Source organism: Thalassospira sp. MBR-102, from assembly GCF_040549275.1.
Taxonomy (GTDB): domain Bacteria; phylum Pseudomonadota; class Alphaproteobacteria; order Rhodospirillales; family Thalassospiraceae; genus Thalassospira; species Thalassospira xiamenensis.
Genome location: NZ_JBEPTC010000006.1, coordinates 65,780 through 90,665 on the forward strand (window position 1 = coordinate 65,780; position 24,886 = coordinate 90,665).

The 24,886-nt window shown below is 50.8% G+C and carries 24 protein-coding genes and 1 pseudogene; 4 read left to right on the forward strand and 21 right to left on the reverse strand.

Annotation, left to right across the window (positions count from 1 at the left end; genetic code table 11):
* Positions 1 to 27: 27 nt before the first annotated feature.
* The 12 genes from hxsA to ABIE64_RS12145 form a co-directional block, all read right to left on the reverse strand.
* Entirely contained in the window at positions 28 to 639 is a 612-nt protein-coding gene (hxsA, locus tag ABIE64_RS12090) for a His-Xaa-Ser repeat protein HxsA (protein WP_354377566.1), read from the reverse strand.
* Positions 636 to 1,826 (reverse strand): His-Xaa-Ser system radical SAM maturase HxsC, encoded by a 1,191-nt coding sequence (gene hxsC / locus ABIE64_RS12095; protein ID WP_354377567.1) that lies wholly within the window; start codon positions 1,824 to 1,826, stop codon positions 636 to 638. Before hxsC ends, hxsA begins: the two co-directional genes overlap by 4 nt.
* Positions 1,826 to 3,346 (reverse strand): His-Xaa-Ser system radical SAM maturase HxsB, encoded by a 1,521-nt coding sequence (gene hxsB / locus ABIE64_RS12100; protein ID WP_354377568.1) that lies wholly within the window; start codon positions 3,344 to 3,346, stop codon positions 1,826 to 1,828. The genes hxsC and hxsB overlap by 1 nt, the downstream gene beginning before the upstream one ends.
* A gap of 2 nt (positions 3,347 to 3,348) precedes the next feature.
* The gene (locus ABIE64_RS12105) at positions 3,349 to 3,945 is read right to left on the reverse strand and encodes a thermonuclease family protein (RefSeq protein WP_354377569.1); all 597 of its coding nucleotides are present in this window, start codon (positions 3,943 to 3,945) and stop codon (positions 3,349 to 3,351) included.
* Positions 3,946 to 4,210: 265 nt separating this feature from the next.
* A complete protein-coding gene (locus tag ABIE64_RS12110; protein WP_354377570.1) occupies positions 4,211 to 4,597 on the reverse strand; it encodes a DUF2384 domain-containing protein in 387 nt (128 codons plus the stop codon).
* Positions 4,598 to 5,025: 428 nt separating this feature from the next.
* Positions 5,026 to 5,253 carry a hypothetical protein gene (locus tag ABIE64_RS12115; RefSeq protein WP_354377571.1) on the reverse strand — a complete coding sequence of 76 codons (228 nt, stop codon included), beginning with the start codon at positions 5,251 to 5,253 and terminating at the stop codon, positions 5,026 to 5,028.
* A gap of 326 nt (positions 5,254 to 5,579) precedes the next feature.
* The gene (locus ABIE64_RS12120; protein ID WP_354377572.1) at positions 5,580 to 6,125 is read right to left on the reverse strand and encodes a hypothetical protein; all 546 of its coding nucleotides are present in this window, start codon (positions 6,123 to 6,125) and stop codon (positions 5,580 to 5,582) included.
* A 60-nt stretch (positions 6,126 to 6,185) separates the two neighbouring features.
* Positions 6,186 to 8,684 (reverse strand): AAA family ATPase, encoded by a 2,499-nt coding sequence (locus tag ABIE64_RS12125; RefSeq protein WP_354377573.1) that lies wholly within the window; start codon positions 8,682 to 8,684, stop codon positions 6,186 to 6,188.
* Positions 8,684 to 8,923 carry a hypothetical protein gene (locus ABIE64_RS12130; protein WP_354377574.1) on the reverse strand — a complete coding sequence of 80 codons (240 nt, stop codon included), beginning with the start codon at positions 8,921 to 8,923 and terminating at the stop codon, positions 8,684 to 8,686. The genes ABIE64_RS12125 and ABIE64_RS12130 overlap by 1 nt, the downstream gene beginning before the upstream one ends.
* 93 nt (positions 8,924 to 9,016) lie before the next feature.
* On the reverse strand, positions 9,017 to 9,829 hold the full coding sequence (locus tag ABIE64_RS12135) for a S8 family serine peptidase (protein WP_354377575.1): 813 nt from the start codon (positions 9,827 to 9,829) through the stop codon (positions 9,017 to 9,019).
* Positions 9,830 to 9,873: 44 nt separating this feature from the next.
* Positions 9,874 to 11,232 (reverse strand): S8/S53 family peptidase, encoded by a 1,359-nt coding sequence (locus ABIE64_RS12140; protein ID WP_354377576.1) that lies wholly within the window; start codon positions 11,230 to 11,232, stop codon positions 9,874 to 9,876.
* Between the two features lie 47 nt (positions 11,233 to 11,279).
* Positions 11,280 to 12,428, reverse strand: coding sequence for an AAA family ATPase (locus tag ABIE64_RS12145; RefSeq protein ID WP_354377577.1), 1,149 nt, complete (start codon positions 12,426 to 12,428; stop codon positions 11,280 to 11,282).
* 427 nt (positions 12,429 to 12,855) lie between these two features.
* On the opposite strand from ABIE64_RS12145, the gene ABIE64_RS12150 reads away from it, so the two are divergent.
* Both ABIE64_RS12150 and ABIE64_RS12155 read left to right on the forward strand, forming a co-directional pair.
* A complete protein-coding gene (locus ABIE64_RS12150; RefSeq protein WP_354377578.1) occupies positions 12,856 to 13,767 on the forward strand; it encodes a tyrosine-type recombinase/integrase in 912 nt (303 codons plus the stop codon).
* Between the two features lie 92 nt (positions 13,768 to 13,859).
* Positions 13,860 to 15,857 carry a hypothetical protein gene (locus tag ABIE64_RS12155; protein ID WP_354377579.1) on the forward strand — a complete coding sequence of 666 codons (1,998 nt, stop codon included), beginning with the start codon at positions 13,860 to 13,862 and terminating at the stop codon, positions 15,855 to 15,857.
* Here ABIE64_RS12155 and ABIE64_RS12160 read toward each other — a convergent pair.
* Genes ABIE64_RS12160 through ABIE64_RS12175 form a run of 4 tightly spaced genes read right to left on the reverse strand, consistent with a single transcriptional unit; the run spans position 15,854 to position 20,242 of the window.
* Positions 15,854 to 16,813, reverse strand: coding sequence for a TniQ family protein (locus tag ABIE64_RS12160; protein WP_354377580.1), 960 nt, complete (start codon positions 16,811 to 16,813; stop codon positions 15,854 to 15,856). The two genes, ABIE64_RS12155 and ABIE64_RS12160, sit on opposite strands and share 4 nt — an antisense overlap.
* Positions 16,814 to 16,819: 6 nt before the next feature.
* The gene (locus ABIE64_RS12165) at positions 16,820 to 17,713 is read right to left on the reverse strand and encodes a TniB family NTP-binding protein (RefSeq protein ID WP_354377581.1); all 894 of its coding nucleotides are present in this window, start codon (positions 17,711 to 17,713) and stop codon (positions 16,820 to 16,822) included.
* Positions 17,710 to 19,410, reverse strand: a complete 1,701-nt coding sequence (locus tag ABIE64_RS12170; protein WP_354377582.1) for a TnsB C-terminal domain-containing protein — start codon at positions 19,408 to 19,410, stop codon at positions 17,710 to 17,712. The genes ABIE64_RS12165 and ABIE64_RS12170 overlap by 4 nt, the downstream gene beginning before the upstream one ends.
* A 40-nt stretch (positions 19,411 to 19,450) precedes the next feature.
* Positions 19,451 to 20,242, reverse strand: coding sequence for a TnsA endonuclease N-terminal domain-containing protein (locus ABIE64_RS12175; protein ID WP_354377583.1), 792 nt, complete (start codon positions 20,240 to 20,242; stop codon positions 19,451 to 19,453).
* 33 nt (positions 20,243 to 20,275) lie between these two features.
* Between ABIE64_RS12175 and ABIE64_RS12180 the strand changes: the two are divergent.
* Positions 20,276 to 20,947 (forward strand): annotated as a pseudogene (locus tag ABIE64_RS12180) (ATP-binding protein); the annotation flags it as partial.
* Here ABIE64_RS12180 and ABIE64_RS12185 read toward each other — a convergent pair.
* The 5 genes from ABIE64_RS12185 to ABIE64_RS12205 form a co-directional block, all read right to left on the reverse strand.
* The gene (locus ABIE64_RS12185; RefSeq protein WP_063092241.1) at positions 20,948 to 21,559 is read right to left on the reverse strand and encodes a class I SAM-dependent methyltransferase; all 612 of its coding nucleotides are present in this window, start codon (positions 21,557 to 21,559) and stop codon (positions 20,948 to 20,950) included.
* 73 nt (positions 21,560 to 21,632) lie between these two features.
* Positions 21,633 to 21,926 (reverse strand): hypothetical protein, encoded by a 294-nt coding sequence (locus ABIE64_RS12190; protein WP_063092240.1) that lies wholly within the window; start codon positions 21,924 to 21,926, stop codon positions 21,633 to 21,635.
* Between the two features lie 71 nt (positions 21,927 to 21,997).
* Entirely contained in the window at positions 21,998 to 22,312 is a 315-nt protein-coding gene (locus tag ABIE64_RS12195) for a hypothetical protein (RefSeq protein ID WP_063092239.1), read from the reverse strand.
* Between the two features lie 89 nt (positions 22,313 to 22,401).
* Positions 22,402 to 22,872 carry a GNAT family N-acetyltransferase gene (locus tag ABIE64_RS12200; protein WP_063092238.1) on the reverse strand — a complete coding sequence of 157 codons (471 nt, stop codon included), beginning with the start codon at positions 22,870 to 22,872 and terminating at the stop codon, positions 22,402 to 22,404.
* Positions 22,873 to 23,098: 226 nt separating this feature from the next.
* Positions 23,099 to 23,842 (reverse strand): SDR family oxidoreductase, encoded by a 744-nt coding sequence (locus ABIE64_RS12205; RefSeq protein ID WP_063092237.1) that lies wholly within the window; start codon positions 23,840 to 23,842, stop codon positions 23,099 to 23,101.
* A 140-nt stretch (positions 23,843 to 23,982) separates the two neighbouring features.
* Between ABIE64_RS12205 and ABIE64_RS12210 the strand changes: the two genes are divergently transcribed.
* Positions 23,983 to 24,879, forward strand: coding sequence for a LysR family transcriptional regulator (locus ABIE64_RS12210; RefSeq protein ID WP_414718090.1), 897 nt, complete (start codon positions 23,983 to 23,985; stop codon positions 24,877 to 24,879).
* Positions 24,880 to 24,886: the final 7 nt, after the last annotated feature.

Consider the following 24,886-nt stretch of genomic DNA (forward strand, 5'->3'; position numbering starts at 1 on the left):
GCAGCTCGCCGTGAGGACGTGTTATTGCTACTGCACCGGGATGCCCAAAGCCGTGAGCGTTTCAATGTCCATGCGTCCGGTCTTTGCCAGTGAGCGATCCGTTTGAAACCGTGTGATGGAGTCTCGGGTCATAGGGCCGAGCAAACCGTCAATGTCCCCATTGTAGTATCCGAGCCTCATGAGGGCGGCCTGCACGCGAACGACCATCATCGAAAGCTCTTGGGAGGAAGGTCGCGTGATAATTGACGAACTTGTGCTCGGGCTATTCGCAGACGGAATTTGACGACTTGGTGAAGCGGGTGCCGGCGAAACATACGACGGCGCAGGTGTCGGATAACTAGGCGCAGAATAGGTCGGGGCGGTATATCTGTAGCCAGAACTCGAGCGATGACTGGAGTGCGAGCTGTGGCTGCGGTGACTGGAATGTGACCGGTGGCTTCTATGGCCGGCGAACAGGTCATGAGACGTGCTATTAAGCGTATTTGGCAGCAAAACCGGCTTCTGATGCATATCGGGGTTGGTCCAGAAATCGCCATCCATGGCGGCTGCATTTGCAGATGGTCCCGAGAACGCACTGCCAATGGCAACCGATGGCCAGGAGAGAATGGCTGCCAGTTTCTTTTGCCAGTTCGACGTCATATTGCCCCCTGAAATATGGATGTGCCTAGTGGTGTAATCGGCTGAATTCCCCGACTGGTCCAGCCCGGATCAATTGTACGGAAAAATCCGCAACAGTTCGTTTTCTCAATGCAGCCATCGCATGCCGGAAGATAGACGTTCTTCCAGTCCGAGATACTTTGACGGCAGAAATCGTGCAAAGCCGGTTCAATCGTGCAAATGGGAAAATTATAAAGACTTGGATTCATCCCGCGATCGGCGAGATAGGATACCGCTTCATACAGCTGATCCCGACAATCAATCGGATCGATCCAGATACTGTCCCGGTTGGTCCGGGCAAAGCCCATCGGCTCCAGGGCCATAAAAGCAATATGATCGACAAAACTCAGATTGTGAAAAATGAAGCGCGCAAGTTCCGGCAGGCGATCAACATTGCTCTTCTGGATCACCACACGAATTTCAATGCTGGCCTCAATGCGGGCAAGGTTGTAGAGGCCGTCAATCGTCTCGTGCCAGGCTCCTCGGGACTGGACGATATGATCATGTTGGCCGGGATCATCTGAATAAAGCGGGATGCCCCATTGCAGGTGAGGATGTTTCACGGCTGCAATCATGCGGGTAAATGTCGGGTCGGAAAATCTTCGGCCGTTGCTCAGGATATGCAAGGTTGTATCGGGCAGATGCTTGCGGGCCTGATACAGGACAACAGCAAGATTATCGCCCAAAAGCGTCGGCTCGCCGCCGCTCAGACCGAGCATGCTCTCTTCCGGATCAATCAGGGGAATGGTGTCGAGCATTTGTTGCACAAACCAGCTGTCCTCGACTTCACGTGGCGGCTGGGAACACATGATACAGAAGCTGTTGCAGCGCTCGGTCGCCATAAGGGTGTTGCTGTTTGAGCCGCGGCGATAGAAGACGGAGATACGTGAACTGCCCTCCTGGACACGAATAACGTCCCCGGGGGCAATGACGCCTTGGGTCCTGGGATTGCTGATTGTGATCCCGGACTTTGGCGGAGTGATTTCGGGGACGGCAAGAACCGCGCCAGCAAAATTCTCAAGTGCCAGATCTGTCACCGGCTGATCAAGCCATACCAGCGACTTCTCTGGCGGAAATCTCCCGGTGCGCGCCTCCGGGATATCAACGATTTTCAAGACCTTGGCACCGTCAAGATGCTGGATATCGGCCTGCGTGTATAAAGGCAGCATTACACGGCCTCCCGACGGGCAGAGACCAGATCCGAGAGCGGCTTGCGGGTGATCCAGGACAGAAATACGGACATCGTGTCCCGGTCATTCTTGGCGATGTAGTCAAAGAACAATTCAAAATATTCTGTCTGGCGCTGACAGAATTCGCTGGTCGCGCGATCCCCCGCAGGATCGCCCTGGGTTGCAACGTGAAACACCGGGTCGGCTCCGCAATAGGGAACGAATGCACAATCGCGGCAGCCCGAAAGCTCTTCGGCAATGCCATGTGTGTTTATGATCTTCATCGCCGGGGATGCCTGCAGGTCTGCAAGACTTTGCTTTACGGTTCCCATGCGGAAACGATCATCACCCATCTCGGCCAGCATGCGACCTTCATCTGAAACATACACTCCGCCATCATAGTTATAGACCAGCACATTGTGACCGGCCGCCGCTGGTGACTGCAGATCGACATAGCTGGTTGGAAACGGCGTTAGAATGCGGGTCAGCAATAAGGAGGCATATGTTTCTTCAAGCGGGATGCCCTGGAGATTGAGTTCGATCAGATACTCGATCGCTTCCTTGTAAAACTGCATGAATTCCTGCGCGGTATATCCCAGTTTCCGGACCGACTTGACCGCAAAGCCAAATGGGCTAATCGGGCGCAGGGAGATTGTCTCCAGACCGGCCTCCACATAGGTATCGATGATGGCCCGGGCATGCGGCAGACTGAAACGACTGACGGTCGTCAGTGCGGAGACATGTTCTTTGCCGCAAATTTCGCCGGCCCGTTTGATGGCGGCGATTGTACGCTGCCATGAATCCCGGGTTGCGTTGGGACGGTTGGCATTGTGCACGAAGTCGGGACCGTCCAGCGATGTGGAGAGCTCGATGCTGTGGTCGCGGCAAAATGCCAGTTGGTCGGGATCAAGCAGATGAAGCGTGGTTGTAATGACAAAGCGGACAGTGCGCTGCTCTTGAGCCGCGCGCGCTTCACCCGCTTCAACGATCCGGCACAGCAGATCAAAGCTGAGAGCTGCTTCGCCCCCCTGAAATTCGATTGTCAGAACCTCGGCACGGCTTTCGAAGACGCGATCCAATGCCAATTGTGCGGTTGGCCAATCCATATCGAAACCGCAGGCAGATAGTTTTTGCGGGGTTACCTGACAATAGAGACAACGATGATCACACCTGAGTGTCAGAACAAAAATATGCAGGGCCGGACCTTGAGTGACATGATTCTTGCGGGTTCGGGTCTGGGCTTCAATCGCCTGAAAAAGCGGGCCGCTATCCCTGTCACAGACCATGTGGCGGCTGCGCAGATTTTTGAAGAGCTCTGTGCTCTTTTCGAGCTCGCGAGCAACAATCAGCCGGTATTCGTTTGAGGATACAATCTGATGATCCCCGACACAGGATGTCAGGAGAACCTGACCATTTCGCTCAAGGTGTCGGGCCCGGACGGGCATCAATTCATAGTCTTGCGTTCCGGAACCGAACGCCGTGGGTGGGGCGAATTCAACAGAGCGCTTTTCAAATGACATGATCAATTCTGCCGCGGTGAAAAGATGGCCGTTGGATGCATGGAGCGCCAGGAGGCAGGCATCTCAAAGCGCGTGCCCCACATGCCGCGTTTTTGCTGACGTGCTAACGCTTGCTGATCGCTGAGAATGAGTGACGGGTCTTTGGAGATTGTCGCAAATCCCGTCTGGATCATGGCTGAGGACAGATTGAAATCACTGATCGTGCACTGGCTGATCCATGCTTTTTCCGCCGAAGAAAAATAAACAGGAATACAGGTGACAGTTTGTCCGGCGGTGAAACCGATCAGGGCGTTTCTGGCCATCTCGCCACAGGGCAGGTTTTGATTTTCTTTTTCGCAGGTCTGCAAGGCTTCCAGGGCATCAATGCCGAAAAGAGAAACCTCGCTGCCGTCGAGCGTAAAACTGTCGCCGCTATGGACAAACTCGGGGCGGACTGTGCCGCTAAGCATGCGGGGCTCGGCCGATGTGACCGGTGTTGCCTTACGATCTGTCGAGGCCGGGATCGTGGCAGGCTGATCTTCGCTGGTCAGGCTCGAGAACAGGTCTCCCATCTGACTGCTGACATCATTGATGGTTTGGCAGCCGGTCAGGGCGGTCACAGAACATATGATCACTGTGCGCAACCACCCATGCATAGCCTTTTCCCGAACATTGTTTTGGGCGGCAATGTCGGCGGGGCATTACCATGTCAGACAGAATATTCATAAAATATGATTTTAAAAAGCTATCTGTTCGAGCAGGTTGCTATCCCTTTGAGCGGTTTTTGGCTTGGGTTGTAAATTGATGATATCGATGACGGGAAGGGGCGCTTCGAAGCATTCCCGTCGCTCGGAAGGGCATGATGCGACTTTCCGGTTGCCTTGGTTAATGGCCTTCCAGCAGGGCTTCCAGATAGTGTCGGACGTTCAGCATATAGGGCAGGCCGCGATCAATCATGCGCTCGACAGGTTTGTCGCCGGCAAAGAGCGGCCCCTGATTGGGCAGAAGGATCCAGGAGCGAGCGATAGGCGTGTCAAAATACAGCTCAAGGCTGCGATAGATGCCGATCAGTGCGCTCAGCCTGAGCATCTGATCGACATTGATCCGGCCGCGATAGTTCGGGCGGCGCGCGCCGCGCCATTTTCCCGGGGACATATCGACAAGGGCGGCTGCCTGGCGGGCGGGCAGCGCCCAGTTGTCTGCAATATTGCGATAGGCCTTGAGCGCGACCGCGGTCGCTCTGGGGTTCTGGCTGAATTGTGCTGCCGTCATCCGTGTCTCCCGTTTTGTTGCCCGTCGACAGACTGGAAATTTCATACAATTTCGCCCATCATACAAGGGTGACATGGTTCGAGAGTTGGATGCATGACAAGGGAGGCCCTTATGGATTCCACCAGCATCAATCTTTTTCTCTTTGGCACCGGAGCTTTTTTCGTTCTGCTGCTCATTGGCGTAAAGATCGGCGAATATCTGGAAAAGCACCCGAAGCCGGACTGACCCTTTTCCCTGCGCGAAAGATAGTCGGCGCGGTGAGACCTGGCCTCTCGGCGAGCCGATCGTTTCGGAGAAGCCAAAGCCCGCCGGGGATTGACGGGCTTTGACCGATGTCTGTCGGGGGAGGTCGTGACGACCAAACGTTACCAACAGCACAGATTATTAATATCTGCCTCGTTCCGGACACTGTCAAACGACGTTCTCCCTTACCAGTAATATGGCATAGGCAATCGATCAGGCAGCGGAACGAGTGTATTCCAGTCCTCGCCTTTGAGGATATGGCGTAAATATGCGCGCTCGCGGACACGCATGGGGGTGTGGACACGGCGTTTGCGCCACTCCTTGTTGACACCGTTCGGGAAGCGCGGTCGTGGATAGTCGCAATGACGCTCGTCGATCCGCTTTCCCTTCTGTTTACGATAGGTACGTGACATCAATCATCTCCTAGGTTGAAGGTCTAGAAGATGTCGAGAAGCATATAGAAGAAGCCGGCCGGAGAAGTGGTGTGCGCGAAGCACATACAAACACCCGGTTCGCACAAGGGCGTTCCGGGAGCATTGAGGGTCGCGAGCGCGGAGATGTCAGCTAAATTTTTGAACCACTACTATAAGGGCGATGTGGCCGGGAGACAAGGGTTCCGGTGATATCAGGCCGCATGTGACGAGGGCGTATGCAAGTCAAGCGGATCGGTGATTGTTTCGGCTGTGAATTTGTCCGTTAAGGAACTTTAACGGACAAAATAGACGTATCGGAGGCGCGATCACTCCTTGTTGGGAGTGGAGCGCTTCCAGAGGTGCCCCGGAAATCCGACAGCGGTGACCTGTTCGATAATGAGCTGCAATTCTTTCGCATAATCAGCCTGCAGCGCACCATTCTTTTTCTGACGATCTGCCGGAATGCCCCGTCTGCCATTTCGATCATAAATCTGACCGACAATCCTGTAATCATACCCTTCCGGCGTAAGAATGCGATAACAGCTCGCAGGAATATAGCTGACATTCCGAACAGGATCGTACTCACACAGGATTTTGGAGCCGCCCGCAATCACAGTCTGCCCCATAACCTTAACAGGAAGAGACATGATCAACTGAACGAAACCACCCGGGATTTCGGTATCCAAAGCTTCAACATTACTGGCGAGCATCAGCCTGTTTTGATCAACGAGGATGTCCAATTGGTTGAATGTTTCTGCGACCCACTGATCCTCTTGCGCCTTTGCCGGTTCAGTTAATATAACAGTGCGTAACAGACACGTCAGAGTAACGAGAACCATTCTGTAGCGTGGACATATTTTCTTAAGCTGCATAGATAGATCCACGGGTTCTAGATAACTTCTTCCCAAAGCATTCTGGAGATGGATGAAATATCATCTTTGCGACAATGATCGGTACCAGCGACGCACCGATGGAGAAACCGACGTGTCTTCGTACATGAAGCATTCCGACATCTTATCGATCGTGTTTATCACTCCGTTCAGGGCCGGTGCAGAGAAGCTACTGCTACCACCAGTCGCGTAGTGATTGACCCAGTTTCCAATAATCAACGGAACATGAGAGTTCAGCAGATCTTGAACCTGTTGTGTTTCGAGAACAAGTGATCCTGCTTTTTGATGCAAGTCGATTGCTGAATTGATTGCATCTAGGCAATTGCTGACCATCTTGTTTGTATCTTTTATCGCAAAGTCTAGAGGAACGGGAATATTCACTTTTCGGATAATTTGTTGAAGTTTATATTCTAAGTATTGGCGGACAATCGGCTCTGCCTCACTTATCTGTCCTGCTGTCAGAAGACTTGTAATACGAGTATTGAGGCGACCGGCACCTTGAGCTTGGTGGAGGATATCTCCCAATGGGGGAGACCCTTGCAGTTTGTTGTGATGCCATCCCCCGGCGGCGCCTTTCGTATCAAAATACTTCTCAAGTAATCCATCGTGACTTAAGATGATAAACTGAATTCCTTGGGGATTTTTTGGATATTGGAGCTTTGTTCTGATCAATTCCATTAAGTAGAATTGATGTCCTGCGTCAAAGCTTGATGTCACATCATCAAGAATTATGAAGCGTGGAGCGCCAGAGTGCCGTATGGCAGCGGCTAGGAAAACAGAAATAGCAAGTGCGTTGCGATAACTCTCTGAAAGTAGAGCACGTGCAGATAATTGATGCTGACCATGGAAATCTCTCAGTTCAACGTTCAAATCTTCTTTTTCATCTGAACGCTGCAGGTCTGGGACCACGTCACTAACTTGCATGATGTCCTTGTACATTGATTTGTACTCAGGATCGATATCGTTGATCTTGCCTTTGGATAAGGCTGCCTCCGCCAAAGCAAACCTGTTAGAAGCTGAGGATATAAAATTTTTCCAGCGCTCGCGAATGTCTCGTTGAGCCTGAAGCTTATTCTGCTCGGACTGTCCTTCTATATAACTGGCCAGAGCATTTTTGAACTGGCGTCCATATTCGACTTGCTCAGTAAGCTGTACGAGAGATGCTGGGAGTTCGGTTTCGAGCTTGGTTTTGGCGTCCTGCGCTTTTTCTAGTTGTGTGGCAACAACATCTATAAGTTCGTCTGTGCGTTTAGCGGCATCAGAAACATTGGCTTCGGTCAGCTCGCCTGATTTGCTTCTAATATCAGTTTGCGTATGGATACGATCTTTTGCTTCGATGCTCAGCACTTTGGCTAGCTCGTGCTCGAATAGACTTTGCCGCCATGCTGAATTTTCCCATAACTCCCTAATTTCTTTGTTTTTTTCTACCGCAGCAGTAAATTGATAGAGCTGTTGCTTTATATGTCCGCTTATCGAATTTTCTAGAGAGCTCTCACACAGCGGGCATTGTTTGTCATTTTGCCAAGAGCCATCATTGATAACATTCTGAGCTGCTGAATATAGTTTTTCAAACAGGTCGCCTTTGGTTGCGTGCAGCAAGGCATCCCGCTCTTTGATAAGTGCCGTAATCTTCTTCTGTTCTTCAGATATCACTGGTGTGATCAGGGACTTCAGTGACTCTAAGATCGAAATGTGAGCGATAGTGCTTTCAAGTTGTTTTCGAGCTTCTCCACCTTCTGCCGTTTTAATAACATCCTTAAGTGCGTCAAAATCAATATCTTCCAGAGCTTTTCCGTTAAGGTGCTCTCTTAGAAGTTCGACGTTTGCGAGTGCCTGTGAGACCTCAACACCATGCTGGTCAAGCTTGTTTACATCTTCGATGTTTCTTCCGGTGATTTTCTCGAAGTTGGTTTGTAATAAATCTAGCGCTTGCCTAATGGTACGCTGGTTACTGTCAATCTTTGTAGCTAGGACCTTCAATTCGAGATCGCTATTGGTTGTCCGTGTTTCAGAAACAGTTTGAAGCGCTTGACGACAATCGGAGTACTGCGATAGCCCAAGTAGTGTTGAGAACGTTCTACCACGTTCAAGTGGCGACTCTTCTATGAACCGTGCAAAAGTGCGATAATCAAGCAGAGCAAAAGTTTCATTCAGTGTATCGAGGAGCCTGGATGGATCAGGATGACCACTAGGGCTGCTAACGGATCGAGTTCCCGCACCATCGCGCTCAACCTTGACGGATACTAGATTGCTTCCGTCATCGGGCATTAATTCAATCTCGATAACTGCTTTGTTGGTAGTGTGAAAGCGGTTGCAGTAGTAATCCTGGGGTCGTTCGTGTGTTTTCAGCTCATCAAGCTTTGGAATTGTCCCATGTATTGCATAATACAGAGCGTCAAAAATGGAGCTTTTTCCGATCCCATTTACAGCGAATACCGAGTTTACCGCGTCGTGTTTGAAGCTCAAGTTGAGAGGGTTGTCTTGATTATTGATGCCCCGAAAACCTTCAATTTTCAGATTTGTAAGAAAATATCGAGGCATTACTCGTCTCCCGCTTCTGTCTGCGACGTGAGGAGATTGTCCAAAGCTTCAATAATTGTCGTGTTGAAAGCTGTTCGAGCCTTCGCCTCCCTCTCTCCTGAAGACACGACATTTAGGAGCAAATCCCAATTGGCTTCGAGAATTTTCGCCATCTCTGGATCTATTTCCTTTGTGCTATCTAGGAAGTCAGAACAATTCTGGCTAAAACGCTTGCTTCCGTCGAAATTGAAATCAGGCATTTAGGAGGCCTCGCTCTTAAAGTGGTGCGTTTGTGGGCAACAACGCAGCGTTTAATCTTGTTTGGTATTCAAGGTTGTATTTCTAATTTATCGTCAACTCTCGATCTCCGTTTCGACCGAGATACCTAGTTGCTCAACCTCAGTGCCCATCATCAAACGAAACTCGTTGTAGGTGTCGTCCTCTGGGTCGAGACTTTCTAAGGTCAGAACGAAAGTTGCCTCATGTTCACGTTCCCGGATTGTGACGTCTTCAAAGAGGAAACGATGGCGCCAAAATAACCTGGCTCCAACCTGCAGTCGGTTTTCTCTCAGAAATGGACCATTTGTTTCTGTGAACTGTTTTTCGAGAAACTGAACTGGTTGCCATTTTTGCTCTTCTTTGCGTGCCTTATGCTCATAAGTGGTTGGTTTCTCGCTTCCGAGCAGACCAGCCCACTTCTGTTTGTCTTGCGGTAAATAGCGTACATTTGTTTGGATACGTATGGAGAAATACTCGTCCCCAGCACGCTCTACAGTGGGTTCTAAAATCGCAATTAGTCGGACACGCCCAACCAACCGACCATTTTTGATCATGCTCGGCGGAACGGCAATATCTGTCCAATAGTAGGATTGCTGAGCTCGCATGGCCTCGGACCAAGCCATGATCACCATGTTGGGTGGACAGTTCCACGGCTCATTGATCAGCACTGGCGATCCATAACCCAAGTGCTCATCATATTTCCCCTTTGGCAGATCTGCAGCATTCAGGATCAAGCCACGGACCAGATCCGGCGTAGGGTTGCTTACGTGTTCGAAGCAATGGGCTGCTAGACGGGAAACCAGCGGTGCGGCAAAACTTGAACCACGCACGATTGATCCACCGAGAACCCGATGTGTTGAGAACCAGCTGAGGTCGGGTTTGAACATCAATTCAGGCCCGAATGCAGTTCGCGAAATGTCACATTTACCACCTAAAGCCTCAAAAAGCCCCGTCGTGGAACGACCAAAGCAGCATCACAATCTGCAGGTGGTGAAATGATCTCCGGACTGCCGGGCTCTCGATTACCGCTGGAGATCACAAGGAGGTTCTGATGTTTTCGACACAGGCCAGCCAATAGATGGGCCATTTCGCTAACTTCAAACTCATGAGCTGCAAAAGGCGTATTTGCCGAGAGATTCCAGACACGGGTCTCTGGTTGATCTGCCATAACCTTGTCGAGATGCAGAACCAGCTCTTCTGCTGTGACTGGTGTGACCAGTATGTCGTCACGTTGCACGGCCTGAACAATACCCAAGCGGCACGGCAGATCAGGAATCGGGAGGCTGTTGCTCCAGCGTGTGGCATCAACAATCATTGCAGCAAGCATATTACCATGACGCCGATCCGCTTCATCGTCAGTGACCAGCTTGTCACTTTCCCAAGCAACTGCATTCAGGTAGCTGTTGGCATGATACCCGCCGTCGATGACACCGATGATTGGTGCGCGGCCTAGATCGTAAGGCAGTTCTTCGGGCTCTCGTCCCGCGCCAGGGCTAACACTGCGCGGTGTTGTAATTGGCTCCCAGCGTCCGATTGAGCCGCTAAGAAGGAGTTGGCTAATATGTTCAGTCCTCGAGAGCCCAAGAATTAAGGTTTTTGGTTGGTTTCTACCTGCGCCATAAAGTGCGAGAGTTCTCCCTTGTGCGGGCACCAAATCGCGTGCAGTCGGCTGATCGCTGGTTTCTTCTGCTGGCGGCAACATCCAGACATCACGCAAGGTATCTTCCAGATAAGAACAAACAGCACTTTGGCTGTCAGTTGAGACGTAGGGGGCAACTGTGAACCGAATCCAGATGCGGTTTTTCTCATCGCGATACGCTTGGCTTGCCAAGTCAGAGTGACGTTCATACTCGCGTTGAAGAGCGGACGTAAACGGTTCGATATTCAAAATGTTGGAGATATCGATCTGGGCTTGCTTGGTGGGATTGTCGATCCGGCCTCGAAGGTTACGTAAACCTTGTTCTGTGAGTTCGATGACATAGCCCCCTCGCCAGGGAGCCGTGATCTGACAACCTGAAACCCCACACAATTCGTTTGGGGTATGACTGGGGGCAGCAGAATCATGATAAAACTGCATCCAGACCAGCATCCTCTCTGAAAAACGAGGTAGGGTAGAAAACTGATCAAGCAACCGTGAAACACGCTCATATGCGCGGCGACGGCAGGTCTCATAGCGTTCGGCGCGTTGCTTTTCGAGTTTTCGTCCACCCGTCGCACGGATCTTCTGCTCACTCGGAGATTTTGTGAGTCGCAGTGCCGGGTTATTAAAGACAGGACGATTGTCTGCCACAGGATATACCTCCAGATAGAGATATTATCCTATAGGTTGTTGTTTGGTTATTTCAACAACTTACTAATATGCTGGCGTGTTGTGGACAGCAGGTCACCTATTTCAACCTGACGTAAGCCCCCCCGTTGTTGAAGCTGTTTTGCAAGCTCCTCCATCTCGCTGGTTGTCAGGGACGATGCTTTCGGGCGTCGGATTTTTCCGGTTTCGCTTGCCAAAACAGCAGCCGTGACCTGAGCTAGTTCAATGGGTTTGCCGGTAATTACTGCACGCCGCCTGGCTGCTAGTGAAATTTCACGGATATCGGAGCAGCTCAGATGGTTAGAGCATACTGACAGTGCCTGAAGTGGTCTCTTTTCGGCTTCATCAGAGAAAAGATAATAGTTCCATAACGCGCTTCGCAATTCTTGTGATGGCAATTCGACTTCGATACTATGCGTAAAACGTCGCCAAATTGCTGGGTCGAGAATCTCGGGATGATTTGTTGCGCCGATAACGATGCTGGTCGGTTCCAAGTTATCCAGTCCCTGCAACAGGGTATTTACCACCCTCTTTAACTCCCCCAGTTCCTTGCGATCATCCCGGAACTTTGCCAACGCATCCAGCTCATCAAGGAACAAGATCGCATTGGTGCCGTCGACAAAATCGAATAAAGCGCGGATGTTTTTGGCCGTATCGCCCAGCAGAGATGAGATCACGCTGTCAAGACGCACGATATTGAGCGGCCGTCCGAGGCGTTGCGCCAGATGGCGGGCGATGTGAGTTTTGCCTGTACCGGGGGGGCCATAAAGCAAAAGCGTATTGTTGGTTTCCAATCCGGCCGCAGCCAGTTGCTCCGCATGACTGAACTCTTCAAGGATCAACAGCAATTCTTCTTCAAGACTGTCTTCAAGCAGCAGAGGTTCTCGTGGATCGCTATCAGGTTGTAGAAGTGGTGTGCGGGTTTTGGCATCTACAGGAAGTCGTTCCGCACTTTGAAGAGGGCGCAAATTAACGAGCGGTTTTTTGGTCAGCCGCATTAACTGATCCCGCACTTCTTGTTGATCCGGTCCCGAATAATGACGAGAGATATCAGCAAGCTTGCGAAGCAGGCTGGTATTGTCGCCAGACAGTGCTGTACGGGCCAAATCAACCAAATCCTTGCCCGGGGTGAGTGGTTCGGCAACCAGTGTTTCTGGATCACGAGATATCTGTTTCATGGCCGACCTGCCTGAGCTCTGAACTTGGAATCGAAAGCCCGACAGGAGCTCTGCACATGATGTGACTGCTGCTGTCGGGCACCTGTAAGAGTCGCCCAGAATCGATGTTTTGTCAACAGATTCGGCAATTCTGTAAACGGATTTTTAAGGTTTGTCACCGGAATCACCTGTTTTGTAAACAGAATTTCGAAGGTATGGGTGACTTATCTGTGCGTGATGTATGTACTTATATTCTTCTTCGGGTTGAAAACTGATTAAGAGTAGCATCGGAGGAGAGAGCGACTTCGCGCAGAAGTTATTTCCATCTTGTTCTTGGTTTGTTTTTTCTGTTACGGTCTTGTTCTAACGATTTACTCTTAATACAGGATTCGGAACGATCGAATCAGGTAGCTCCTTTCTCGAACTCGCCAACCGGGCGGGACGCATCATGGATCAGGCGTTGGCGCCTTCGACGCGCACTCGCTATCTCGCATCTTGGCGACGATACGAAGCTTGGTGTGAGGCCAAGGGCACCGAAAAGCCAAATTCCGACCCCAAGACGATTACGCTCTTTCTGACAGAGCGCTCAGCCAAAGTGGGACAAAGTGCTCTCGAACAAGATCTCGCGGCCATCCGCTTTATGGGCGCGATGAACGGACTGGAATTTAAGGATCCTCGAAACTATTTGCGTCGTTTCATGCGAGGTATTCGCCGGGAGCGAGGTCATGATCCCAAACGCAAACGCATGATCGCTCCCGTGTTATTGGGGCAAATGCTGGATCATTTACCAGAGAACGGTCCAAAGGCGTCCCGGGACAGGGCCGCTTTGCTGATCGGATTCTCTCTGGCATTAAGGCGCTCCGAGATTGTTGCAATTGGTTGGGATGACATTGTTTTTGAAGATGCTCACCTGATCGTGCGTCTGAAGCCATCAAAGAACCAAAGCAACGCCGTCTTCCAGTGGATACCCAAAGTGCCGTCCTCGCTTTGCGCCTTTAACGCGATGCAGCACTGGTACCAGCTGAGTAACAGACCCATTGATGGTCCCTGTTTTCCTGCAATCCGTGATGGGAAAATTCAGAAAAGAGCGGTTTCTGACCGCTACATCAATCGTCTGGTCAAGCGATTGCTTTTGTTGTGTGACAAGGTTCCCCAAGAGTTCGGCGCACACTCACTACGAAGCGGAATAGCAACAGCTGCGCATTGGGAGGGGCTCTCGGATGCGGATATTCGCAAGATTACCCGCCACAAAAGTACCGGTGGCCTTTTACCTTATCTGCAGCCCAAAGATGGCCTGTTGCATGAACAGATTTTTCGATCTTTCGATAATGAAGGGGGACGTGCAGGATCGGGAAAATAGTTTGTTAAGCGCACAATATGTTCTGTCGCCTGGTGTTACTTTCAGACACGGGACACCTGATGAATTTGGCAAAACACACATGTTGGGGGTCCATGTCTGATCGCATCCCGTCTATTGAAACACCGCAACTGCGTACTGCTCCTTTTAGAACCCCCCACATTCTTCTCGATGTCGTCGGTTTCACACATGATCCCATAGAATCTCCAAATCTTGGCTATCGTGCAGACCAGATTTGGGGGCTCGCCAAATTTGCGCCTTGTGAGGACGTTTTTCCGACATCGAAGAATAAATCGGGAATTGATGTTGTTACGTATCTGGCTGCTCGGACGCAAACCGAGAGCTGGGTTTACCGCAAGTTTCCAGTGCGGGAATTCGGGTTGATGAGAGAGGGACGCGTTTGGAATAATCGCATTCACTCACCTATTCCTGATCTGGAAGTCTTCCATGCGACTCTTGATCCCAAGACTGCGCGGCTTGAGTGGCTCACTCATAGCATGGCCCACTATCAGTGGATCAATATTCCAGACAATCTGGAGAAGTTTGGTCCAGTAGAACTTCCCTCTCCCCGATTACTCGTTTCCGGTCGGCTAAAGGGGGCAGATCACCAAACACAGTTCATTATGAGTTGTGCAGATTTTCTCTGGTATCTGACTGGATATTGTTCCGAGCTGTTAGTTGGCCTGATGAACGGGAAAACGCAGCCCGTTGTCGAACGGTTTTACCGTGAGCCATTTGAGCTTGAGCATGGGCATATTCGAATCTATCCAAAAAACTATAACGCTGGCGCCAAATTTGCGGCGGCGATTGAGTTGGCTAACATTTTATCAATGGGAAAGAATGCGGAAGCATTTTTGGGGCAATGTGGTTCGCTGATTTTGAAGGGGTTAAGCCCGTATCGTTGGCCAATTTGTCCACCAAGATTGATTTTGCCATTTAGCGATCTGTTTGAAATCAAGTTCGCGGGCTTTTCAGCAGGCCTTACATCTGACATTCGCCTGCCTCTGGAATATGACATCACCGAAAGCTCCCATGCGATTAACGTCCTTCAAATTCAGAGAATTAGAGCGTTGCGCTTGGCATCTACGATTCAGGTCGTTGTTCCGGCAAAGCCTGAGAAAATGGCGTTTGAAACGGAAGATGGAGTATTTTCAGTCACGAGAGCCGGTGGGCAAGAGATCATCGGTGTAACGTCCGAGCCGGCTGATCTGGGGTTTGATGGGGAAACTCTGAATCTGGAAGCCAGTGACTTTGTTCCGCCAAACGCAGACATTCGCATTGAAAAGCATCAGGAACAGCTGGAGCAAAACCAGATAGGTCCAAAATACCAGTTTGTTGAGGGCGATGTTGCAAGCGGATCATTTGCGGAGCCCTTCTCGAGCGGGACTTTGCACTCAACACTGGAGTTTTCTCCAGATGTAGACATCGAAATAGCGCAGCAGTTACGCAAACGAAAAGCGACGGTCGCGCGTGACCTGTTCGGTTGTTCACCGAAAATCCCTTTACCTTTTCACCTCGTTGAATTGGTGGACGATGGTCAAAGTGAAGAGCTGCGACCAGAGCCAGGTGGGGATCCGATCGATTACCCCTTACCTGATTTGGCAAGAGCTTTGGCAACTCTCCAGAGAAAAACCGGAAATCAAATCGCAACACTCGGAGATGATTGGATTCCTGTAGCTGACGGTAAATTTGCTGTAATTGAGTTTCCGAGTACACGCGAATGGCCGGGATGTATTCCACTCAGAAAGGCTGGCAACGGCCGAAATTTACTGGTCATGGTCTGTCGGGTGCCCAACCGCGGAAAATTTAGTTATTTGATGTTTATTGAGCGAAGATTGCGCAACGGCCTCTATGAGGGACGCCCAGCATTTGTCGCTCATCCAGTCACTTTGTTGAAGCTTCCTGTCCGTTTGATTAGGGATATTCTGTATTTCACGATGCGGGCGGATCACGAAGTGGACGGGATGAACGGTTGGCCTACCACGTTAGATTTGTTGAGTACCGTGAACTGCTACGCCAAAAGATTGGAACGTGACGATCCCAAGCCTGAAAACATGCCCCTGATCATTGAAGAACTTTTGCAGCTATCCTAGTTTGGAGAAAATGTCAGGTAACGTGTGGCGGTTTCGCTAAGTGCCGGATGCGGATTTTTTAAATCTTTAAGCAGGAACGAATGCCAGCAATCTGCACGCATCGCATATGCAATAAGCCGCCATGGCCAGTCTTGAAGTGCCCGGCCGACGATGGCCATGAGTTTGTGTCTATCTTCACAACTGAGGCTCTCCAGCCTTTGCGATTTTTGTTCCCCTTCAAAGCTAAATTCGGGGCCGCCTGACATTTCTCGTATGACTTCCCGTAACCTTGCGACACGAGGTGCTCGATGATGCAATATGCTCATGAGGTCATAAACGAGTTTGGCATACGATTGAGGGGATGGCATCGGTACATCCCAGAAAAGTGTTCCTGTACGAAAACCCTGTTCGAGCCTTTTCTGCAGTCTTTCTGCATGACTGTCTATTGGTAAAGCTTCAGCTTCCCGGCGATCAAACCCGCAAGAATGACAGGTATGCCAGGGACTGCGATGAAGACATACAGGCTCGCCGCACTGACAACATCGATCATGCAGTCTTTGAGAATGGGTTGTGCATTGGGTAATGAACACAAGTCGCCACGACAATCGGTAGTAACCCTCATCAGCCAAACATTGAGGGCAGAAGGCTTGGCCATATTTGCGATGGGTTCTGTGATAAACTCCCAGAACTGTAATCATCTGCTGCACATTGTTCGGCTTCAGCATGGGAAACACGCGTCGTTCCAAAAGATGGATGGTTGTTTCGGCGGCCGCTGAAATTGGCGTGCCTGTCAGACGGGCAAGGTCGCAGACAATCTGTTTATCTGTTGGTCGGTCAGTATCCCGTGTAAAAAAATGCTGATGCTTTGACAGGAAATGGCAGAAGGTACCGACAGGTATGCCGTTTGCGTTCGCGACGCGGATCAGCCAGCTTGTGAAAGACTCATCGACTTGAGGCTTTGGGCGAACCGGTAACATGGTCATTTACCCGGCAATTTGTTCGGCTTCTGCTTTGCGGCGTGAAGGTGATGTATAGTCCGCAATTTCAAAATGATGTGGTTTGAGATGAGCGGAACTTTCATCAAGCGCAATGAAAGTCGCTTCTTTCACATACGAAACCATCTCTCCAACGGTCCGTTCTGAAACTGTTAGAATGGTCCTCGCCAGTTCAGATTTATGCAGGTTCGATGGCTCTGGAAGTGGCAAAGTAGATTCGAGAAAATAGAGAAACCTTCGATAATCCTTTCCGTCTTTCCATTCCGGAAGGTTGTATGGTTTGAATCGATTAGCCAGCTGATCATCGGTTTGAATGGTTCGGATGGCTTTCTTGGTGCCGGCACAGATAAAGGAAAGCCTAAGCTCATTGCTCAGAAAGCGCAGCATATTGAGGAACTGACGCTGCTGGGTAAATTTACCCTCAGAGATGTTATGAAGTTCATCAATAATGATGAGGCGCGTACCAACACCCTTAAGAACGTGCAGTACCTGGCTTTCGAGATTTGCTGTCGTATCGCTGGGCCGATGAACCGCTCCAACTTTATCGAGGACCTGTTTGTAGAAGCGTCGAAGTTCAGGCCCTGGTGGCATCGTGATAAAAATTACCGGGATTTGGTCGGCTTCTTCCTCTGGAATTGAGCGACGCGGATGACGGCTCAGAGCTTCCTCCAAAATCATGGTTTTCCCATTATTGGTTTCGCCGACCAGCATCATGGATGGCATGCGGTGCGTTGGCGGGTGCTTGATCATTGCTTCGATCTTTTCAAGCATCCGATTGCCAGTATCGTAAGGGAACCATTTAGGGGTGTTCAGCCAATGAATCTGTTCGTCCCGTGATGCCTCCAGATATTTTGCCGCTTCACTATGAAGGTGCTCAGTCATCGAATTTTGATCTCCGATTCAATCATTGAGGGATCGAATTCAAATTCCAGATCGTCATTGGATAGCGTCTCCCGAGGCCCGGCCGGAGCAGGCTTGGCCGCGTGCGTTTGCGCCGCATGAGGATTCATGCGGCGCTTTTCGGTTCTACGCTGCTTTTTTGCCTTCTGAGTGGAGGCCACTGACTCTGCGATGCGGTTCTGCATAGCTTCATAACCGGCAAAAATACGCCCTTCATCGACCTGGTCTTTACCCTCTCGCCGCATCCTATCCTTGATATGTCTGAGCTCCCAAATGCTCATGGGAGGCTGGCTCGGGTCGCGATAGGGAAGCTCATAGTATGTCTTGTCTTCTGGGTGATAGAGATACAGCGTCGAAATATCTCTAGGGTCGCGTCGAAGTTCAAACTTCCGCTTGTCCCCATCAAACAATATCTGTCCCAGAATGTCAGAATAGTAGTTGATGCCGTCAACACGCACGCCATATCGCTGAACGGTGCGTGTCATGACAGGTAGAAAATCGATCAGGAATGTTTTTTGATTGCTGGGCAAACGTGGGCGCCGGACAATTGAACGGGGATCATTTCCACCAAAACCCTGTTCGAACTTTGCAGCGGGAGGCATGCCAATACCTTGGTGGAGCCTCTGATTGTAGACGTTAACAATAAACTCCAGAAGGTAACCTTCCAACTCCTTGAGGGTCATACAGGCTCGTCCCTGGGAGTCGTACTCGCCCCGATGATGACTGCTGGAGAAAGTCGTACCGGGAATATTGTGGGATCTATGGTTCAGCGTTTTGATGAAACGCTCAATCACAGCACCAAATTGCGGTGCTCCTTTAGGACGATAGTCAAGGGAAATACCGTGTTGATCGCAGCCTCGTTTGAAGGCGGCGCTATGGAAATCTGAGCCGTTATCGACGAAAATTTTCTCCGGAAGTCCCTGCATTGACCAATTGCCTGAAATTTTATGTTCACGCAGCAGTTGCTCTTTCGGTAGGACAGATTGTGTCAGGCAGAGGGCGGTCGATAGTGAGCTTGGCGCTCCGAAAGAAAGATAAAAGCCCATGCAAGCGCGGCTGTATGAATCGATGGCCGACGTGATCCAAGCTCTATCAATTCCCTCGCGTTCTTTAGGGTCAACAAGAGTAAGATCGGTCGGGGTGTGGTCGATTTGGACTTGTTCGAGAGGGCGAGTTGCCGTGGTTGCAGAACCCTTGTGTGGCTCAAAAAGATGTTTCGCTTTCTTTTTAGAATAGCGATGTTCTGTCGCTATGAAAGCTGGGACGTCTGCAATTCGACGATAAATGGTAGGTTTTGAAGGAGGTGAAAGATTGACTTTGAAGCACTGCAACTCGACTTCTTCGACGACACGTGCCCGTATCGGACGCTCTTTTGTCAGATAAAGGTTTTTAATTACATCAGAGATAATTTTTTCGACGTCGGGATGGAGGCGTTGTTTGGTCTTGTTGCCTCTGTTAAGGCCAACCACAAGACTCGAAGTCTGATGATCCTTCCTGAAATTCTGTACCCAGCGATAAAACGTCGGGACACTGCAATTCAATTTAGCAGCAAAGTCTGCAGCCAGTTCTTTGGTCGGGCTGGCAATTTCTAGCCATCGTTCAATAACCCGCCGACGTTCGAGCGCACTTTCCCAGCGCTCGTCATCAATTTTGTCTGGCTGAGTGTTTTGAAATGTCAAATTCCTAGCCCACCTAGAAAACATAACGATATCGAAACTATCATAAATAGATCGATAAATCAGCATCTAATCTACTATCATCATCGGCAAAAAGCTGATGCGTCGCAAGCATCTTGAGAACTTCTGTGTGAACCTGTTCCTCAGAAAAATTGTGAAGCGCATCTGTTATTTGCCGGATTGTTGCAACTTTGTGCTGCTGGACAAACAGGTCAATTGCAGATTCTACCGGAGTATCAGAATCCAGAAAACGGTAGGGCAGGAGCTCACGAGCACGTTCAAGTTCTGATGTTCGGATTTCTTTTTCGGTGAAGACGCTAAAGGACCAGCCTTTGAACTCGGCCCATTGTTTTGCGTGCTTGAATTTTTGCAAAAGGGTTGGCTGATTTTTACCATTAAGGTCGGAAGTGTATTTGATTTCCACCAGCATGGTGTGCAGACCAGTTTCCGGTCGCTCCAACTCATGACGATAACGCGTGATTAGAAAATCGGGCGTGTAGGTTCGTTCTTTGCCAAAGTCATCCAGATATCTGATGGTGACCGGCTGCGCCTCGATTGAAAAGACACCCCTTCGTCCGGTCATCAAGATCGCAAAATCGCGTTCCAGTGACGATTCGAAGGGTATTTGTGGTTGGTCAGGGGCTACTTTTAGCAAACCCGTTATTGACCGGTCGGTTGGCCGAATTTCACGTGCGCCGCGTGTTTCGGCAGAGATGTCATTAAGGGTTTCAAAAAGACTTTCAGCAAGGCTGTAATTTTCGCTGAGTCTCATATTTTGTATTACAGTCTCATATTTAGTGAGCCAATCCACCCATAAGTCTTTGTTTTTTCTCATACCTGTAAGTCTCATATTTTATGTTTCTTTACAGGTGGCCATCGTGTTCGCCCTGGCGAGATTTCCTTAGCCCATCATGGCGTTCTGTTTTTGGATGAATTACCGGAATTTCAGCGCAATGTCCTTGATGCATTGCGTCAGCCACTTGAAACCGGGCAGGTATCGGTTGCGCGTGCCAATGCGCATGTAACCTATCCGGCGCGCGTGCAACTGGTGGCGGCAATGAATCCCTGCAGGTGCGGCTATTTGGGTGATAATGATCTGGCGTGCACGCGGGCACCGCGATGTGGCGAGGATTATCAGGCGCGGCTTTCCGGCCCGCTTCTGGATCGTTTTGATATCCAGATTGATGTTCCCGCAGTCACACCCGAAGAACTTGACCTTCCGGCGTCGGGCGAGACGACGCAGGTGGTGCGCAAACGGATTTTGGTGGCGCGCGAAACCCAGTCATTACGATATAAAAATGATAATATTTTGACCAATGCTGAAGCAGATGGCGAGGTCTTGCAAAAAGCAGCGGTTCTGGATGAGGATGGGCGTGCCTTGTTGCAGGATGCCACGCGTCAGATGAAGCTTTCAGCTCGCGGGTATCATCGTGTTTTGCGTGTTGCCCGCACGATTGCCGATTTGGCGGGCATGGATAACGTCAAGCGCGGGCATATCGCCGAAGCCCTTGGTTACCGGCATATGGCTTATCGGAGATGATCAGGCAACACGGGAAATCCGGTAAACGGACGATGGTGGTACATTGCGCATGATCGTTCCGATCCGGCTGGCGCGAAGGCCCATCCGATCAAGAATGGTGCTTGGAATCGGGCAGCGCGGGCCATAGGTGAACTGATAGAGGGCACCGGTAGGTCCAAGATAACGGAATGCACCATTCAAAACGCCCATCACTTGGCGGGGTCGCATGGAAAGCAATGGCAGGCCGCTGATGGCAGCACCCAGATCATTGGATGGATAAAGCGGGTTTAAGGTGATTCGGCTGGCATCCATATGCAGCACCCTGGCACGTGGATAACGATCTGAGAGCAATCGGGCAAATTCGGCCCCGGCTTCGACCAGGGTCAGATCGCCCTCATCAAGACCGCGCGCGATCAGGGCCCGTGTAAAAACACCGGTACCCGGACCAAGCTCAAGCACGGAGCCGGTTGCGGGGGAAATTTCGGATGTAATCAATTCTGCCAATGCCGAACTGGAGGGGGAAATGGCCGAAACCCGTTTGGGATCGGCCACCCAGGCCCGAAAAAACGGCAACAGGTCCGACATCGCATTTACTGCCTTTTGATCGAATTTCGATAATGACGTCAATCTCATCATCCTTCATGTCGCCAAAAGTGCAGGTTTGTGTTCATTTTGTGAGAACACGTGAAAAACCGGGATATCGCGATTAATGTGTGTTCCGACGCAGATCATCAATCAACTGTGCCTTGGCTGGATCAGTATGGAAACTTGAAGGGATGATCATCATTCCCTTGGTGCCATCGCGGGCTTCGATCATATAAAGGGTGGCATCATCCCCTGGATCGGTACCTGCATCGACACTGTTGCTGTGCACGATTTTCAGATCTGCCGGATCATAGACCGGGCCGCCCCCATCACAACGTAATACGCCATCTTCATAAACGAATTGATGCGAAAAGCCGTGGCGGATGGCATTTTCCTGCAGTTCTGCGAGATTCATGACTTGGCTCCTTGCTCGTTTTGATATCCGTGTTTCATAAACGCGCAAAGAGAATGACTGTTCCGTCAGGATTAAGGATTGCCCGATTTGCTCTCGCGTTGCTGACTTCGCAAATGGTCAATCAGTTCGGCTTTTTCATGTTCTGTGTAAAAACTGCTCGGTACGATCAGGGTGCCACGCGTACCGTCGCAGGCCTCGATCATATAAAGCGTCGCATCATCACCCGGATCGGTGCCGCTATCGACGGATCGACTGTCGATAATAGTCAGATCATTGGCGGAATAGCTTACTTCCTTGCCATCGCAGGTAACATGGTTTCCAGCCGCACTGAAATGATGGGTGAAGCCCTTAAGTGTGGCAATTTCCTGCAGTTCGGAGAGATTCATGGTGTAAGCTCCGTTTGCCGGTGTTTCGTGGGATTTCAATCATAGCATGATAAGGCTGAGAAATATTGCCATTACTATGACAGAAAACCTCAGATTTCCTTTTTCATGCCTTCGTGGCTGGCGACAAAGCCGAGCCGTTCGTAAAAGCGGTGCGCATCCTTTCGGCTTTTATCGGTTGTGAATTGCACAAGCGATGCACCAAGTAATTTCGAAATCGAAATGGATTCGGTAATCAGCTTTTTCCCCACATTCTGACCGCGACATTTTGACGACACCCGCACCCCTTCGATCTGCGCACGCAGACGGCCTTTGCGCGAAAGCCCGGCAATCAGGGTCAGTTGCAGACAGCCAACAATATCATCACCGCGACACGCCAGCAGGTATTTGTTGGGAAGGGCTTCGGTGCTTTGGCTTTGCATGGCATCGAACGCGGCATAATAGACATCAGGCAGCGGATCGCGCAGTTCTTCGCGGGTTTTGCCCTTTTCGTCATCGGCCAGAAGCGCAACGATGGCCGGGAGGTCTTCGTGGGTGGCGTAGCGGAAGGTAATATCGGTCATAAAGGCATCCTTGTTCGGGTCGAGGTGCCATCATGGGTTAAAATCAGGGGCTTGCCAATTTGCTCGGTGGAGTTTTTGCGAGTTTCTTGTCGCTGTTTTGGCAATAGGGCCATTCGTAGAACGGCAAAGGTGCCGTCCTCATGTTTGCAGGACGGCACCTTTGCGTAATCACCCTGTCGCGCGGGATCTGGGAAAAGCGGCAGGGCAATCAATTTAATGATCGGGATCAGGCAAGGCCGCCATTGGCGCGCAGCGTCTGTCCATTGACCCAATCGGAATCCGGCCCAGCCAGGAAGGAGACAACACCGGCGATATCTTCTGGCTGTCCGAGGCGTTCAAGTGGCGGCATTTTGGAAAACTGCGTAATCTGTTCGTCGGTCTTGCCGTTCAGGAACAGCTCGGTAGCAACCGGGCCGGGGGCTACGGCATTGACCGTGATATTGCGGCCGCGCAGTTCCTTGGCATAAACACCTGTCATGGCTTCAACCGCCGCCTTGGTTGCATTGTAGACCGCATAACCCGGCAATTTCAGATGAAGGGCCGTGGTTGAAAAGTTGATTACCCGACCGTTATTGCGCAGGCGTTTGGCCCCCTCGCGCAGCATGTTGAAGGTACCGCGTACATTGGTATCCATCATCGAGTCATAGACCGCGTCACTCATTTCCGAGATCGGCTGTGTGGTCATGACGCCAGCATTATTGACGATGACATCAACCCCGCCAAAACGGGTTTCGGCGTGATCGAACATCTGTTTGACGGCATCGGCATCGGTGATATCGGCCTTGATTGCCATCGCCTGATGGCCGCTTGTTGTCAGTTCGTCGACAAGGGCGTTTGCGCTGTTGGCACTGTTGGCATAGTTGATAACAACGGCAAAGCCATTCTGTGCCAAGCGTTTGGCAAGGGCCACACCAATGCCACGTGCGGCACCGGTGATAATGGCGGTTCTGGTTTCATTTGCATTTGTCATGTCGGTTTTCCTGCCTGGTGATGAACCAATTTCGATGGGCGGAGTATGAACCGGATGACATTTGGGATAATTACCCCATAATCGACAATACTGTTCGATAAATCATAACAATTTGAAATGCGATGGACCGGTTTGAGGAAATGCGCAACTTCGTTCGAATTGTCGAGCGCAGAAGCTTTACCAAAGCAGCGACGGATCTTCAGATACCACGCGCCACGATGACCAACGCCATTCAGCGCCTTGAAGAACGGTTGGGTACTCGGCTTCTGAATCGCACCACCCGGCAGGTTCGACCAACTCTGGACGGCGAAGCTTATTACAAGCGCTGTATCCGGATACTGGGCGAGCTGGAGGAAGCCGACGGCCTTTTTCGGCCTTGTGCGCCCAAGGGGCTTTTGCGCGTCAATCTTCAGGGGACACTGGCCCGGATGTTTGTCATTCCGGCCCTGCCGGGCTTTATGGATGAATATCCTGATATCACGCTTGTGGTGGCGGATGGTGATCGGTATGTCGATCTGGTTCATGAGGGATATGATTGCGTTTTGCGCAGTGGGGAACTGGTCGATTCATCCATGATCAGCCGTCGTTTGGCAACAATGCCCGAGGTGACGGTTGCAAGTCCCGGCTATCTTGAAAAATATGGCATGCCCGAGCGGATCGAGGATTTTGAACGCCAGGGACACCGGGTTGTTTCCTTCCTTTCCGGTGCGGATGCCAAGTCGATGCCGATTGATTTCACGATTGACGGTCTTGTGCGGCAGGTGGAGATTCCTGCCAATATTTCCGTGACCGGGGCGGATTTATATATCGCGGCGGCTATTGCCGGGCTTGGGATCATTCAGGTCCCGTATTACCGCGCGGTGGCCGATCTGAAGGCTGGTCGGCTGGTCGAAATCCTGCCGCAATATCCGCCGGAATCGATGCCTGTATCGGTGCTGTATCCACATAACAGGCAACTTTCACCGCGCGTTCGGGTATTTACCGACTGGCTGGGGCAGCTTTTTGCCAATGGGATCGAAGGACTGATGGCAAGCTGATTGCGGT

Bases quoted from the DNA above. Each gene is read 5' to 3' on its own strand.
- ABIE64_RS12120 (WP_354377572.1), bottom strand. From the start codon at position 6,125: ATGCAGCTTAAGAAAATATGTCCACGCTACAGAATGGTTCTCGTTACT.
- ABIE64_RS12155 (WP_354377579.1), top strand. From the start codon at position 13,860: ATGTCTGATCGCATCCCGTCTATTGAAACACCGCAACTGCGTACTGCT.
- ABIE64_RS12190 (WP_063092240.1), bottom strand. From the start codon at position 21,926: ATGAATCTCGCAGAACTGCAGGAAAATGCCATCCGCCACGGCTTTTCG.
- ABIE64_RS12145 (WP_354377577.1), bottom strand. From the start codon at position 12,428: ATGAAACAGATATCTCGTGATCCAGAAACACTGGTTGCCGAACCACTC.
- hxsB (WP_354377568.1), bottom strand. From the start codon at position 3,346: ATGTCATTTGAAAAGCGCTCTGTTGAATTCGCCCCACCCACGGCGTTC.
- ABIE64_RS12135 (WP_354377575.1), bottom strand. From the start codon at position 9,829: ATGTTCAAACCCGACCTCAGCTGGTTCTCAACACATCGGGTTCTCGGT.
- ABIE64_RS12130 (WP_354377574.1), bottom strand. From the start codon at position 8,923: ATGCCTGATTTCAATTTCGACGGAAGCAAGCGTTTTAGCCAGAATTGT.
- hxsA (WP_354377566.1), bottom strand. From the start codon at position 639: ATGACGTCGAACTGGCAAAAGAAACTGGCAGCCATTCTCTCCTGGCCA.
- ABIE64_RS12115 (WP_354377571.1), bottom strand. From the start codon at position 5,253: ATGTCACGTACCTATCGTAAACAGAAGGGAAAGCGGATCGACGAGCGT.
- ABIE64_RS12195 (WP_063092239.1), bottom strand. From the start codon at position 22,312: ATGAATCTCTCCGAACTGCAGGAAATTGCCACACTTAAGGGCTTCACC.
- ABIE64_RS12210 (WP_414718090.1), top strand. From the start codon at position 23,983: ATGCGCAACTTCGTTCGAATTGTCGAGCGCAGAAGCTTTACCAAAGCA.
- ABIE64_RS12150 (WP_354377578.1), top strand. From the start codon at position 12,856: ATGGATCAGGCGTTGGCGCCTTCGACGCGCACTCGCTATCTCGCATCT.
- ABIE64_RS12200 (WP_063092238.1), bottom strand. From the start codon at position 22,872: ATGACCGATATTACCTTCCGCTACGCCACCCACGAAGACCTCCCGGCC.
- ABIE64_RS12160 (WP_354377580.1), bottom strand. From the start codon at position 16,813: ATGTTACCGGTTCGCCCAAAGCCTCAAGTCGATGAGTCTTTCACAAGC.
- ABIE64_RS12185 (WP_063092241.1), bottom strand. From the start codon at position 21,559: ATGAGATTGACGTCATTATCGAAATTCGATCAAAAGGCAGTAAATGCG.
- ABIE64_RS12110 (WP_354377570.1), bottom strand. From the start codon at position 4,597: ATGACGGCAGCACAATTCAGCCAGAACCCCAGAGCGACCGCGGTCGCG.
- ABIE64_RS12205 (WP_063092237.1), bottom strand. From the start codon at position 23,842: ATGACAAATGCAAATGAAACCAGAACCGCCATTATCACCGGTGCCGCA.
- ABIE64_RS12125 (WP_354377573.1), bottom strand. From the start codon at position 8,684: ATGCCTCGATATTTTCTTACAAATCTGAAAATTGAAGGTTTTCGGGGC.
- ABIE64_RS12165 (WP_354377581.1), bottom strand. From the start codon at position 17,713: ATGACTGAGCACCTTCATAGTGAAGCGGCAAAATATCTGGAGGCATCA.
- ABIE64_RS12175 (WP_354377583.1), bottom strand. From the start codon at position 20,242: ATGAGAAAAAACAAAGACTTATGGGTGGATTGGCTCACTAAATATGAG.
- hxsC (WP_354377567.1), bottom strand. From the start codon at position 1,826: ATGCTGCCTTTATACACGCAGGCCGATATCCAGCATCTTGACGGTGCC.